Source organism: Paenibacillus cookii, from assembly GCF_018333375.1.
In the GTDB taxonomy this organism is placed as follows: domain Bacteria; phylum Bacillota; class Bacilli; order Paenibacillales; family Paenibacillaceae; genus Paenibacillus_AQ; species Paenibacillus_AQ cookii.
This window is the reverse complement of sequence record NZ_BORW01000017.1, coordinates 53,227-67,263: the sequence shown is the minus strand read 5'-3', so window position 1 is coordinate 67,263 and position 14,037 is coordinate 53,227. Positions and strand designations below refer to the sequence as shown.

The window sequence follows — 14,037 nt, the reverse complement described above, 5'->3', positions numbered from 1 at the left end:
AGCTCCTTATGCGGATTCCGGGCGGCGCTTCACTTCACGTCCCTGTAACCTTCAGCGCCCATCCCGTTCCCGAATATTCCTACGACCGTGTATTTTTCATGGCCTTCTTTCCCGGTTACGATGTACGAACCGCTTCGCAGCCATGCATGGGCGACCATCTGTCCTTCGTTGTTTCTGGCGCTGCCCAAGTAGAGCGTGCTTGGAATCCCTCTTCTCTCCAACATCTTCATCGCGGCAATCGCCTTGACGAGACATTGGCTTTCCCACCATGTGAGCCTGCTCATGGCATGGACTGCTCTGGACACCGTTCGCAACAGCTGCAGTTCCTGGTCCGTACTATGGGTATGGGGGGTCTCTTTCATTTTCTCCCCCAAGGTCGGGGCCACTTTGTGGAAGGGGAGCAGCTTAAGAATCCTCCCCCACGCCAGGTAAACGTAAGCTTCGGCATACATCCCCTTGACTTGCACGGGATCATTCATAAAACGATGCACTTTTTGATAGAAGCTCATCGCTTAAAGCACACCTGTATCAGTTTCTCCGCCGCAAGCTGCCTCAGAAAAGCAAATACTTGCTGCTCACAGGCCTCCCGCCCGATTTCAAACTCTTCCACTAATTGATCCACGATCCCGGAAATGGTTACGGGGGAAGCAATGAGCTCCCAGATCCGGCTTCCGGTCTGCCCCAAATTATAATATTTTCCGTTTTCGATGCTCAGCATCACCTTTTCGCCATCCATTTCACTGACCAAAAAACCTTCGGATTGTTTGACCAACACATCTGATGAAATCACGTCGACGCCCATAAAGCGAGCCTCCTCTAATTGGATTTTGCGCACTGCATTTGGATGATACATTTTGTATCATTATAGCAAAAACAGGTTGTTTTGTATACAACCGCCAGACGGTATTATGCGGACTGTTGCCTGAACCGCCTCCAGAACCATAGCAACGGCCGAAGGGGGTAATATAGAAAATAAAGCGGCTTCGGCAGCGGCAGCAATAATGCATCCCGCGAACTGGGGAGCGTTTTGTTAAGGAGATAGGCGATCTTTTGTCGGGTTGACATTAACGAAAAAAGGTAACGGTAATAATGCCAGGCAACGCTTTTTTCGGGTACGGGGTTTAATTGGACGATGCGCGAAACGTAAAAAAGGGCTTGGTCGGCAAGCCGGCGCGCTTTCGCATCCCTTGCCAGCTCCTCCAGTTCACCGGGAATCTCCGCCGACAGCAACTGGGACGATAAGATCAGCGCCTGCCCAACGTGATGTTTGCCGCCATGCTGTTTCAGAACGTCCCTGAGCCGGGTTCCGCTGATTTGAGGCAGCAAACGTTCGATATCCATTAACCACCGCAACCGGAACCAGCCGTGCCTTGCCCCATGGTCCGTCAGGTAGTGAAGCTGATCTTCGTTTCCCAGGCAGTGGAAGGTTTGGTTCGCCAGGGCCACGGCGCGCTTGCGCTCCCATAGTTTTTCGAACGAGTACGATTTGCTGAAGTGAGGATTCAATCTCCAGTGCACTTCCACTTGCGTCCGGTGCTCCTTGTGTTCGTACGAAAGATGATGGGACTTTTTTTTCCAATTGCCCAAGGCGCGGTAATCCATCAGTTCATAACCTAGCTGCAGCAGTACGTCCTCCGCCCGTTCCACTTCATCCGGCGACACCAGAATATCCAGGTCTTTGGATGTCCGATGGGCCAAATCTCCGTACAGCTGGAAGGCGAGCGCCGGCCCCTTCAACAAAAGCGTCCGTACCCCTGCTTCGTCCAAACGTTCGTAGACGCGGCTCATTTCCCTGCTGAGATGGAGCATTTTGACGGTATTGCTTTGGTACTGGCGATGCAAGGATTCCATGACGCCCGGAGGAACCGAGGCGGCATACGCTTCTTTTAATTTGATATATGCCAGGGGATATACCCGATGGTGCATCGCAAGCTTCATGAACCGATCCCAGTCCAGCACCGCTCCCAGCTCCCGAATCAGATGCTGATCCGGGGATGTTCTCCCCAACAAGCTCAATAAAAAAATCAATTCTTCCGGCAAACCGCTGAGGTCCAACTCCATGGCTTCTGCTCTCAAAGATTCCTCCCCCGCTATCTCCAATCGAATAGGTTCCATTTATAAGACCGGCGCCTGTTCCTTCGCGCCCCGATTCATGCCGGGCCGGCCCACGGAATAATAAACAAGATTCGTATTTGCCACTTGCCCTTCGTCATAAATGTTTCTGCCATCAATCAAATACGGCAGCTTCAGCCAGCCTTCGATATCCGTTAACGGAATCTGTAGAAATTCCTGCCATTCCGTCAAAATGCAAAGCGCATCCGATTGCCAAGCCGCTTCCTTCGCGTTGTCGCAGTAGATCACGGTGTTCGAACCGTAAATTTCCCTGAAATTGTCCCCGGCGATTGGATCATACGCTTTCACCTGTGCTCCGCGCCGCTCAAGCGCGGCGATGATTTCCAATGCCGGGGACTCGCGGACGTCATCCGTATCGGGTTTAAACGCAAGTCCCCAAACTCCGATCGTCGTACCCGCCAGTCCGTCCAGCAAGGACTCCAGCTTGCGAACGACGTTCAGGCGCTGATCCCGGTTCACTTCGATCACGGACTTCAGAAGCTTGAAATCATAATCCATTTGGCCCGCGATCTGGACAAGGGCCTGGGTGTCTTTCGGGAAACAAGAACCGCCGTAACCGATGCCCGCTTTTAAAAAAGAAGAGCCTATGCGCTTGTCGTAGCCCATTCCGGAGGCTACTTTCGTCACATCGGCTCCGACCTTTTCGCATATATTCGCGATTTCGTTGATAAAAGAAATTTTGGTTGCAAGAAACGCATTCGAGGCATATTTAATCATTTCCGCGCTGCGGATATCGGTTACGATGATATCGGGCGTCAAGCTTTTATGCAGTTCGACGAGCCGCTCCCTCGCTTTTGGGCTGTCCGTGCCAATCACGATACGATCCGGATGCAGCGTATCTTGGATCGCGGTTCCCTCGCGCAGAAACTCGGGAACGGATGCAACGTCAAAAGGTTTTTCCGTATGGTTCGCGATGATGTTGGCGATTTTTTCGTTCGTGCCCACCGGAACGGTGCTTTTGGTGACGATGATTTTATAACCGTTCATGGCGTTTCCGATCTCCCGGGCCGCTTCCTCGACATACCCCAAATTGGCCTGCCCGTTCGGCAGGGACGGCGTTCCCACCGCGATGATGACGATATCCGACCATTTCACGGAAGCGTTCAGGTCCGTCGCGAAACGAAGCCTGCCCGCTTCTTTATTGGAAGCTATCATGGACTGGAGTCCAGGTTCGTAGATCGGCACTTCGCCACCGTTCAAGCGTTCGATTTTAGCCGCAATCTTATCGACGCAAACCACCTCGTTCCCAAGCTCGGAGAAACATACGCCCGAAACCAATCCAACGTAACCTGTTCCTATGACCGCAATTTTCATTTTCGCTTCATTCCTTCTATAATAGAATTCGCTGTTTCGCCGTTTCGTAATTTCCGCTGTCAGCTCAACACATTGACTTCGATTTCCTCCCATTTCATCGCCAGTCTCACGACGTCCTCCTCGACCAATTCGCTGCCGGTCTGCACCTCTATCATTTCAATATCCGTAATGGCGCGCAGGCTGTGTTTCGCACCCGCAGGGATGACGATGACGTCCCCTTTTCCAATGCTCCGCACATTGCCGTCCAGCACCATTTCCCCGACGCCGGACACGACGGTCCACACCTCGCTGCGATGCAAATGATATTGATAACTCAAATTTTTCCCTTGCAGTATGCATATCCGCTTCGTCAATACTTCATTCCCGTTGGGATACTTGATATAGTCCAGCACCCGGTAGCGGCCCCAGCGGCGCTCCTCATACATGGGACGCTGCTCGCCGAACTTCATCACGTCTTTGATGCGCATACTGGCGTTTTTTTCGGATACGAGAATGCCGTCGGGACTTGCCGCCACGATTAAGTTGGGAGCTCCAATGACCGTGATCGGAATGTCCAGCTCGTTAATGACATGCGTACGGGTCGAATCTTCGGTCAACGTTCCTTTCCCGATCAAAGGCGTACGGACCTCTTCCGTCAGCGCGTCCCAGGTGCCGAGATCCTTCCAGATCCCGCGGTAAGGCATGGCGACAATATTTGTTGCCTGCTCCACGACGGCATAATCAAAGCTGATTTTTTCCATCCGGCTGTACTGGTTTAACAATTCGTCATATTGAATGGGAAGGGAACGCTGGATCAGATGTTCGATCATGTATTCCAGCCGGAAAGCAAATACGCCGCAATTCCATATGGCCGATTGTTCCATCAAGCGAAGGGCCGCCGGTCCGTCGGGTTTTTCGACGAAATGGCTGACCCGGAAGAACTCCGTTCCATGCGCTTCGGTTATGGGCGATTGGGGCACGATATAACCGAATTTAGATGATGGATGGTCCGGCGAAACGCCCATCAAGCCCAGCTCGGCCTTCGTATGTACCATTAGCGACTCCAGCTCTTTCACTTTATCGAAGAACAGGTCCTCCACAAAAAGATCCACCGGAAGGACGATCACGACATCGCTGAGTGCGGCGCCTTTGACGGAGTATAAATAACCGGCAGCCAAAGCGATTGCCGGAAACGTATCCCTGCGCTCCGGCTCAACAATCAACTCCACCTCGGGTCCAAGCTGGCTCTGGATCAGTTCCACCTGGCTCCTCCCGGTCGCCAAAACGGAACGCTCCCGGAGATTCTTTTGTCCCAGTTGGCCCCAGACGCGCTGCACCATCGACTCCCGCTGGCCAGACGCGCATTCCAAAATTTTCAGAAACTGCTTGGACCGGGTATCGTTCGATAAAGGCCACAATCGATTTCCGCTTCCGCCGGACAACAAAATGATATGCATCATCAGTAGCTCCTTTTTGCTTCCATAGTCATTTCGCGACTCGTCTTTTCCAGGACAAGCTCCTCAATGCTGGACCGGAGCCGCGCCATAAACACATGCTCGCCGAATTGCTCGGCATGCGCCCGAATATAGGCGGGATCCCAATCATATCGATGGAACCGCTCAATGGCTTCCATCAATGCACCGATCCGCTGTTCCTTAAAAAAGAGTCCCGTTTTTTCCGGCACGACCGTATCCAGGGCACCGCCCCCGCAAAAAGCGATGATCGGTCTGCCGCACGCATTCGCCTCAAGCGGCGTAATGCCAAAATCCTCAATGCCGGGAAAAATCAGCGCTTTGCAGCGCTGCATATATTGGACGACTTCTTCATCGCTCCGCCTTCCCAGAAACGTGACCGTCGCCCCCGCGATTTTTTCGAGCCTTTGCCGGTCCGGTCCGTCCCCCACGACCAGCAGTCTCTGTCCGAGCAGCGTGCAGGCTTCAACCGCCAGATCGATTTTTTTATAAGACACCAGCCGCGAAACGACAAGAAAGTAATCTTCAGGCGGCTGCTCAGCAATGTTGAATCGGCTGATATCCACCGGAGGAAAAATAACGGGCGAATGGACGCCGTAACATTGGCCGATCCGCTCCTTGACGATCGTTGAATTCGCGATGATCCGATCCACCTTTTTGGAATTGTGCCGGTCCCAGATCCGCAGCGGGTGCGTAAGCCATTTTGCGATCCGTTTGACGGAAGGGGGGACCTCGACTCCCTCCATATACGACTCAAAATTCCACGCAAATCGCATGGGCGTGTGGCAATAGCAGACATGGACGCTTGCCCTGCCCTTTCGCACCCCTTTTGCATACGCGCTGCTGGAGCTGAGGATCAGGTCGTATCCCTTCACGTTCATGGAGCGGACCGCAAACGGATATAACCAGAAAAACAGCTTGAATTTGGATAACACCCATGGAATCCGCTGCATCCAGGTGACCTTGATGACGGCATCCGCCAGTTCCGGAAGCAGCTTATCGCCATCCGCAATCGTCGTATAAATCGGCGCCTGCGGAAACATCTTGTGAAAGACGGCCACGACCCGTTCGGCGCCTCCCATTTGATTCAGGTAGTCATGGACGATTGCAACCTTTAAATCATTCATTCCAACATCTCCCCCGTACGCGGCCGGTCCAAATATTCGTGGTTTGAAGCTGCCAGCAGCTGGTCATAAATAAGCTCGATTTTTTGGGACGTGTGCGCAATGGAAAACTTCTCCTTGACCCTCTCCGGTCCGTTCCGGCGAAGAGCCAGCCGCAAAGTCTCGTTATCAAGGATGTCGCGGATCCGATCTTGAAGCTCCTCGACATTCCCGATTTCGTACATCAACCCGCTCACGCCATCTTGAATAATCTCCGGAACGCCTCCTCCCCGGGTGGCCACCACCGGCGTTCCTTGCGACATCGCTTCGATAATGACGCGGCCAAAGGGTTCATGGTCCGAACATAATAAAAGGAGATCCGCTGCGCAGCAGATCTCCAAAACATCCTCCCTAAACCCGGTGAATATGACCTTGTCTTCCAGGCGCAAGGTTTTGACTTTTTGCTTCAAACTAATAAGATACTCTTCATTTTCCTGTCGAAACTTCGCTTCACCGACGATTAGCAAATAGGCTTGCCGCCCTTCCCGGAATAGGCGGGAGAACGCCTCAACGGCGTCTTCCTGTCTCTTCCAAGGCGCAATCTGGCCGATGATGACCATGACCTCCGATTCCTGCGGCAACCCCAGCTCCCTTCGAATTCGCTGGCGAATGCTCTGCCGCTCTTCGGCTCGGTATGGCCTGAGCTCGACTCCATTATGTACAAGATGACAGTTTCCGGCTACTGCCGGGTGGTTCAACGCTTGAATGACTGGTTCGGAGATTCCAATAAGCGCACTGGCCGTGCTGCCCGCGAACCTCCGGATCACTCTGCCAATGATTCCTTTGGGTGGCATATCCCTGACGTGCCATACGACCGGCTTCCTATGATACCAACGGAACAGCCCGGCCATAATGCCAGCGCGTATAGAGTTGGCATGAATCATGTCCACCCCGCTTTTCCTCATGAGAAGTGCCAGACGCCAACCGGCTATAAGCATACCGAAAACATATATTGTCATTAAAAACGGATTGCGGGTTAACCTTGCACGGTAGCTTGGGAGGGGTACAACCTCCAGCCCTTGATCCCGGGCCTTCTCCAGAAGCTCTCCCTCTGGAGCGAATATGATCGGCTGCACTCTTGTAAGGTGCTTGGCGGTTAGGAGCAAGCTGATTTCTGCGCCGCTAATCGTGCTCGTATGGTTATAAAAAGCAATCTTCATTTCCGAAACATCCTTCTCTTATTAATTTCCTCGTTGAACACCTCGGTTACAGCTTCAGCTACGCGGTTCCATGTATACCGGCGCAGGACCTCTTCCCGGCAAGCTTCTCGGGAAGGAAGGTACATATTCCGATTAAGCAGATCGATGATTTTTCGGCTCATCGCCTCTGAGGTTCCGTCCTCGAACATCAAGTCATCCGATATACGATGAAGAATTTCCTTCGTTCCCCCATAAGGAGTTCCGAGAACAGGCGTTCCACAAGCAAGCGACTCTACGGTAATCAGGCCGAATCCCTCAAGTGTCAACGTCGGAACGATACTCGCATCGGCCGCCTGGTAATACGATACAAGTTCCTCGTTGGTAATCCGTCCGAGCAAATGGACGTTGGAGGCAAGCCCCAGCTGAACAATAAGCGCCTCGAACTCATTCCGCATCGGGCCGTCTCCCCCAATATACAGACGGACATTCGGGTGTTCGCGAATAACGGCGACCATGGCGTGTATAAGCCGGTCGATCCCCATTCGGCGAACAAGCCTGCGAATGCAGAACAATACGGGCTGGTCCGGAAGGATGCCCAATTGTGAGCGCAACTTCTCCCGATCCGGATGAGGCCGGAACAAATGATGATCGACGGCCCCCGGTATAATGTGGATTTTTCGATCATCCACTCCGTAATTGTTCTTTAAAATGTCCCGGAAATATTCGCTGAGTACGATGAAGCTGTCCGAACGACGGTAGGTCAACAATTCCACCTGTTTTTTAACCCAATACTTCATCCCTTGAATAAGGCCTGTGCCGTCCTTCTCTTCGACCCGGGACTCCATGGCCCATGGTCCATGAAAATGGGTGACGATCGGGATATGGGAAGGTATATGGTTTCTTGTGACCATCGTCGTATAAAAAGCAAAATGTGGATTAAACACATCCGGACGAAAGCTTCGGATTGCCTGGATCGTATGCTTCTGGACCGACTTCATGCGGGGAAGGAAGTGGTTCATGCGAAGTTCTTTCGTTGCGTTGCTGATGTTCCGGTCCGAGGGCATTTCCGCTCTTTGCGGGGCCACTACGAATCCCAGTTCGGTATGGCCGTATTCTTTCATAGCCTTGGTATAATCCGCGAAATAGCGGTTCAACCCGCCATGCTGATGATCAATCCAGCCCATGCCGGTCGAAAGCACATTCATAGCCATCGCTCTTGTCTCCCCGTCAAAAAAATATTCTAGTAGTGAACATTATTTTCAAGCTCTAATTTCTTATAGCCGTAGAGATATTTCAAATCTTTGATGAATTTATAGTTTCCTTTGAACCATGATCTAACAAACTTGCCCATATCACCCAGATTCCTTCTATATTGCTTAACTCCCGCCAAAAACCCTAAAACCTGATAGCTCAGTATCCTCGAAAAATTAAAATTGGAAATGATGGCGTCAAACATATTCACATAAATATGTGATTCGTAATGTTCCGCCTCGTAACTTGTATGCTGATGATCATGGAATGCTCTGGCATCTGGTTCGAATAACATCTGAATCCCTTTACTACGCCACAACGCCCCCATAAATCTGTCATCCGAGGTACGAACCCTTTCGTTCCATGGGAGTGAGTTAGCCAAATCCTTTGAATATATAAAGAAAGCACCGATAATGAAACTCGGTTTTTCGCCGGGTTTAATTTTTCGAGCGTACCCTATCGGTCTCATGATCACGGGTGTGCTCCAATCATTGCTCCAAGCAACGCTCCCGGCCACGACTCTCCATCCCCGCTCAGAAATGTATTTATTATAAAGCTTAAGGATCGATTGAGGTTCAACATAAATATCATCATCGACATTCACGATGACGTCGCCCGTGGCAACTTTCGCACAAGTATTTCTGGCAGCGGCAACGTTCTTTCCTTCATGCCTGAATACCTTAACAAAATCAAAAGAACCGCATACATCAACAACCTTTTGATACGTTTCGTCATCCGTACTCGAATCGCATACAAATACGGTGAAGTTAATAAATTCCCGTGCTTTCTCCAATGCTTCAAGACACTTTTGTAATTTACTAGGTCTGTTTCTGGTAGGAATAACAACCGAAATCTCCATATTATCGTCACCCTATACACTTTTGAATTTATTGAACCTGTTCAGAAAAAACCTAGGATTTTCATGAATTTACTTCGTTCATTTTACCCCGGCCCCGAACTTGCCGGAATAACCATAAAATATCGCTTTTTGAGACGATGAAGTCTTTTAGCTTCATGGAATACTTGAACCGATAAATCGAAAGTATGGCCAAAAACTCAATAACGCTTGTTATTAACAGTGAAATGGCTGCACCCTTGATTTCCAACATCGGAATCAGCACCCTCATAAGTGCAACGTTAAGTCCAAGGGACAATATACGGATGATCGTAACGGTTCCGGGCTTACCCGTGGACATGAAGCCTTGTGAAAGGACCCAGGACAAGCTAGCAATCGCCGTCTGAAAGATCAGTAAACGAAATACCGGAATGGCACCTCCAAATGACTTTCCGTACAATAGAATCAATAAATACGGTGCAACCACGAACACACCGAAACCCACGAAAATTGTCACCAAGGTACTGATACGATAGACTTTAAATGTTAAATGAATGGCTTCGGATTGCCCGAGTCCTGAAGCCTTGGGGAAAAGAACCGATGTTATCGAGTTTTGAATCATATTTACAATTTTGGATAGATTCAACGAAACCACGTACAAACCCAGACTTGCCGGAGAAAGAAGACCAACCACCAGTATTTGGTCAATATATCCGGAGAAGGTACCCGCGATATCCGTTCCATAGGAACGGATCCCATAATTCAACAGTTTTCGGCTTGACTTCAGCTTGTTCCTCTGCCTCACTTTGTATTGCGAGACGAGTCTCCATGTGATCCATATGGCGACCGGAAGCACGGGAAAAAGATAGGCCGCCGACGAGAAAAAAGGTGTGAAATGTCCCGTGATAATCAGGCCACTGAGCAAGATCATGGTGCCAACCAATGGGAAATATCTGGACACACTGTAAAGCATGAATTCTTCTCTTGCTTGTAACGCGGCCGTGTTCACCGTACCGACCATAGCTACAGGCGTCATTACCAATGCCCAAACTGCAAATTCAGTAACGTCTTGGGAATACCCTTTCATCCAAAGAGGAATCAATGCAGCCCCGATTACCATCGCGATGATTCCGAGAATAACGCTCATATAAAAAGCTGTAATATAGTGGGTCCCCTGATCCTCTTCCTTTTTCTTCATGTAATAAACCAATGCCGAAGGAATACCTAAAGTTAAACAGTAAGCCAGAAATTGCGGCCACATAATGATAGCTGCTTGTTCGCCACGTCCTTCGGGGCCTAAAAACCTTGCGATCATGATACCGTTCAGTACATTAATCCCGAGCATGAATATATTGGAGGCAAAAATTTGGAGTACGTTCCCTATGCTTCCCCGGATCTTCCTTGGTTTTATCAACTGTAATATTGTCATTTCAGTGCTTCCCTTCGGACCTTATTAACCACTGACAATGGATTGACTATTTGGTTAAATATGTTCATATACTTGTCCGCCATTACTCCCCAATGGTTTTTCACCGCTATGTCCCGTGCCTGCAATGCCATAGCATTCAGTCGTTCCGGGTCAGTAACGAGTTCCTTAAGCACCCTAACCAAGCCTTCCCTATCTTCAGGGTCATCTATTATGACTGCAGCTCCATCAGATATCAGTTCGGCTACTCCGCAGCGGTTGCTCATGATGACGGGCAAGCCCGAAGCCATGGCCTCCAAGATCACGAGCGAAAAAGACTCATATCTGGAAGGGAAAATAAATAAATCCGCTAAGGACATAATATCCGCAACGTCTTTTCTGTAACCGAGAAAGTGCACCCGGTGTCCGATACCCAACTGTTCTGCTATTTTCGGGTACCGACTCCGCTCTGCGTTCCCGAGTACAAGCAAGTGGACCCCCTCAACGTCATGCACTGCATGAAGAACATTATCCAAGTTTTTGGTTCCCGAATTCAAATCACCGGCAAAAAGCGCATAAATCGTATCCTCATCCAGACCGTAATCGTTCCGATTCATCTGCCTTGGGTAAAATTCGCCAATATCAACCCCATTATGAATAACCGAAATCCGATGTTCCGTCATCTTGGCATCAAGTACAAGCTCCTGTTTAACCTGTTCTGAAACAGCAATGATGTACCGTGAGCGTTTTAACGCAAATCGCTCAAGCATCGAATTCAATCGATTATATACAAACTGGTACATAGTCCTGATATCCTTCTGCTGCCTAATCGGATGATAACTTGATTTCACCCAGGCGCTATGGACAAAGTGCACACAATTAATGTCGGAACGGGCATAAGTTATAAACCCGTTAGCAACAATGAGATCTATACTATTTTTGCGCAGCCAGATTGAAAAGGCAGAGACAATGGCAAACAATTGGTACCTCAGAAGCACGGTCGGCAGTTTAGGAATTTGGATTTTTATCCATTCCACGGATGAATGGTTCTGCAAATCTTCGGACAGTTCCGAAGAGATGACGATGACTTGATGGCCTTCTTTCAGCGCCTTGACAATAACTTCATAGTTAACCCGACCTTGTCCGTCTCCCTTTAATACCTTATGTGTAACAAAACAAATTCTCATCGGACAATCTCTTCCTTTACAATGCGACTTCCCAAAGAGTGCTCCAATAGGGTATTCAACAGTGCCTTCGCTATTTTGCCATGCCCCAATTCGTTAGGGTGAAAACGATCTTCCAAATAGTCATTCCATTTATGCAAGAATTGAGAGGCATCACATAAAAATATTCGGTTCTCCGATTGGGCATTGTTGCAAATATCATGAAACACTCGGCGGTATATCCGTATTGATTCTGACGATCCCGGGAAGTATTTCTCCTCAATATCGCTCGGAGCAAGCAAAATGATGCTGGTCTTCGGGCTAGCGTCCAATACTTTCCGTAAAAACTCCGTCGTGTGCCGCCTGAATTCCTCCAAACTCATCCATGGTTTGCCTCCAAACATTTTGATTAGGGCAACCTTCACACGCCAGCGCACTCCCGATTCAACCTTCTCCAGGCACCTCCGCCATCTTCGAGTCGAATAATACGGCCTTGGATCCATCCAGCCTGGTCTTCTCCAGCGCATAGGCATCCATTTTAAATACTTCTTCTGCACACGAACAATCGCTTCGGTAATTCCATGGGCAAATACGATGATGTCAGGCTGCATTTCCAAGATGCGTTGCTCGTACTTTTCTCTGGACTCGTTTACCTGCATGGCACTAGAACCGAAGTTTACGATATCAACAGGCTGGGCCATCAAGGATTTAAGTTGGGCTTGCAACAAATTCGCATAATTTGTATTAGACCTTATCACACCCAACCCCTCGGTAATGGAGTCCCCTATAAAAACGATCTGCATGTTACATGTCCCTCCGCTTTATTGACGTATGCGAAAAAGCAAACGAAATCACAAGCATTAGAATGTACCCTGTCAACCCGCTAAGCACATTGCTCCCCAACAGTAGAAATAAGGTAGCGCTGATGGCTGCAAATGAAATAGGGGCATACATTTTGTCCGTATTACTGATTTTAAATAAAAGGAAGAAAATATAGATCAACATTAGGATTACGCCAAGCCCCAACGGTAAGCCGAATAAATAAAACAGGTTCAAATATCCATTATCAAAAACCTTTAACGTATCAGCGCTTTGAGTCAGTTTAACCCCCAATCCTGAACTGCCTATTCCTCTTCCGATGGGGTGGGATACGACATCCGAAATAATATATTTGGCAAACAACAGCCGTTCATTAAACGAATGGTCTTCCTCTAATGATTCGAACGTACTGATCCGAGAAGACACCTCGCTTGCGCCAGGCAATGCCGGGAGAACAAATACATAAGCCAGGGCCAGAAACACAGCAAGAATTAACAGTTGAACTTTACTCTTTAAATGAGAACGGGCAAAGTACGCGACAATCATGATGATGCTGCTAATCCAGCCTACCCGGACCAATGTCAGTAATAGCGCAAACGCTACGATCATCGTGCCTAAAAGTCCGAATGCTCTCCATTTCTTCTGTACGATCATGATCGATAAAGCGAATCCAAGGAACATCCCGGCCGGACCCGGTGAATTCAAAAGGGAAAACAACCTGAATTCTTGGGGCTCGGGAAGTCCAACCGAATTCATATCTGCATTAACCATCCAAAAATGATCCCATGGCGGAAGAACCAAGTATTGATATATCCCGTAGGCTCCGACCAGGACAGCGAGACAGGTAAAGCTTCGCAACCACCTATCCCAAACGGTACTGTCGAATTTGTTGACCTGAACATAGACTAACGCCAAAAATGGGACGATTATGTTTAGCAATTCATACACTGAAGATAGCCCGTACTTCAAAAGCCCGAGAAAAAAACCGTACAAGATTGCAGCTCCAGTAATTTTCAATACCAGGCTTACTCGGGAATTAATCCGTTTAATATGTTTTAGGGTAGGAATAAGCAAAATTAAGCTAACGCATTGAGGTGTCAGCATGATAATCGAAGTATCGCTGTAGGTTTGAAATGTCCAGTCCAGCAAACGCCGTGCCTCCGGGCTGACCGTCCAAATGAAGAGTGTATAGGGGATAAGATTATGGGGACTTTTACTATAAATATGCAGACCCAGCAACAAGCCAAGGAGCAGAAATGTCATTTCTAACAGTTTCATATGCAGCGAAACAATAGAACTGGCATAACCGATAGCTGCTCCCATTGTGATAAGACCTGTTATCTTTACCGCAAAAAGCGTCATAC

The 14,037-nt window shown here is 49.0% G+C and carries 13 protein-coding genes; all 13 read right to left on the bottom strand.

What is annotated here, in order from left to right; translation table 11 throughout:
• Window positions 1-29 precede the first annotated feature (29 nt).
• Window positions 30-509: a lasso peptide biosynthesis B2 protein gene (locus KI367_RS15960; RefSeq protein WP_036711672.1), complete on the bottom strand. Its 480-nt coding sequence runs from the start codon at window positions 507-509 to the stop codon at window positions 30-32.
• The gene (locus tag KI367_RS15955) at window positions 506-802 is read right to left on the bottom strand and encodes a lasso peptide biosynthesis PqqD family chaperone (RefSeq protein ID WP_036711668.1); all 297 of its coding nucleotides are present in this window, start codon (window positions 800-802) and stop codon (window positions 506-508) included. Before KI367_RS15955 ends, KI367_RS15960 begins: the two co-directional genes overlap by 4 nt.
• Before the next feature lie 104 nt (window positions 803-906).
• Window positions 907-2,076 (bottom strand): nucleotidyltransferase domain-containing protein, encoded by a 1,170-nt coding sequence (locus KI367_RS15950; protein ID WP_212950849.1) that lies wholly within the window; start codon window positions 2,074-2,076, stop codon window positions 907-909.
• A gap of 39 nt (window positions 2,077-2,115) precedes the next feature.
• Complete coding sequence (locus KI367_RS15945; RefSeq protein WP_212950847.1) at window positions 2,116-3,447, bottom strand: UDP-glucose dehydrogenase family protein; 1,332 nt, start codon at window positions 3,445-3,447, stop codon at window positions 2,116-2,118.
• A 59-nt stretch (window positions 3,448-3,506) separates the two neighbouring features.
• A complete protein-coding gene (locus KI367_RS15940; RefSeq protein WP_036711662.1) occupies window positions 3,507-4,883 on the bottom strand; it encodes a sugar phosphate nucleotidyltransferase in 1,377 nt (458 codons plus the stop codon).
• 2 nt (window positions 4,884-4,885) lie between these two features.
• Window positions 4,886-6,025, bottom strand: coding sequence for a glycosyltransferase (locus tag KI367_RS15935; RefSeq protein ID WP_212950845.1), 1,140 nt, complete (start codon window positions 6,023-6,025; stop codon window positions 4,886-4,888).
• Window positions 6,022-7,221, bottom strand: a complete 1,200-nt coding sequence (locus tag KI367_RS15930; protein ID WP_212950843.1) for a glycosyltransferase family 4 protein — start codon at window positions 7,219-7,221, stop codon at window positions 6,022-6,024. The genes KI367_RS15935 and KI367_RS15930 overlap by 4 nt, the downstream gene beginning before the upstream one ends.
• The gene (locus KI367_RS15925; RefSeq protein WP_246536995.1) at window positions 7,218-8,411 is read right to left on the bottom strand and encodes a glycosyltransferase family 4 protein; all 1,194 of its coding nucleotides are present in this window, start codon (window positions 8,409-8,411) and stop codon (window positions 7,218-7,220) included. Before KI367_RS15925 ends, KI367_RS15930 begins: the two co-directional genes overlap by 4 nt.
• A 29-nt stretch (window positions 8,412-8,440) precedes the next feature.
• Window positions 8,441-9,310, bottom strand: coding sequence for a glycosyltransferase family 2 protein (locus KI367_RS15920; protein ID WP_212950841.1), 870 nt, complete (start codon window positions 9,308-9,310; stop codon window positions 8,441-8,443).
• A gap of 61 nt (window positions 9,311-9,371) precedes the next feature.
• Window positions 9,372-10,715, bottom strand: a complete 1,344-nt coding sequence (locus tag KI367_RS15915) for a lipopolysaccharide biosynthesis protein (RefSeq protein WP_212950840.1) — start codon at window positions 10,713-10,715, stop codon at window positions 9,372-9,374.
• A complete protein-coding gene (locus tag KI367_RS15910; RefSeq protein ID WP_212950838.1) occupies window positions 10,712-11,878 on the bottom strand; it encodes a glycosyltransferase family 4 protein in 1,167 nt (388 codons plus the stop codon). Before KI367_RS15910 ends, KI367_RS15915 begins: the two co-directional genes overlap by 4 nt.
• Entirely contained in the window at window positions 11,875-12,657 is a 783-nt protein-coding gene (locus KI367_RS15905) for an SGNH/GDSL hydrolase family protein (protein WP_036713877.1), read from the bottom strand. The genes KI367_RS15910 and KI367_RS15905 overlap by 4 nt, the downstream gene beginning before the upstream one ends.
• A 1-nt stretch (window position 12,658) precedes the next feature.
• Window positions 12,659-14,035, bottom strand: a complete 1,377-nt coding sequence (locus KI367_RS15900) for an O-antigen ligase family protein (protein WP_156124691.1) — start codon at window positions 14,033-14,035, stop codon at window positions 12,659-12,661.
• Between the last annotated feature and the right edge of the window lie 2 nt (window positions 14,036-14,037).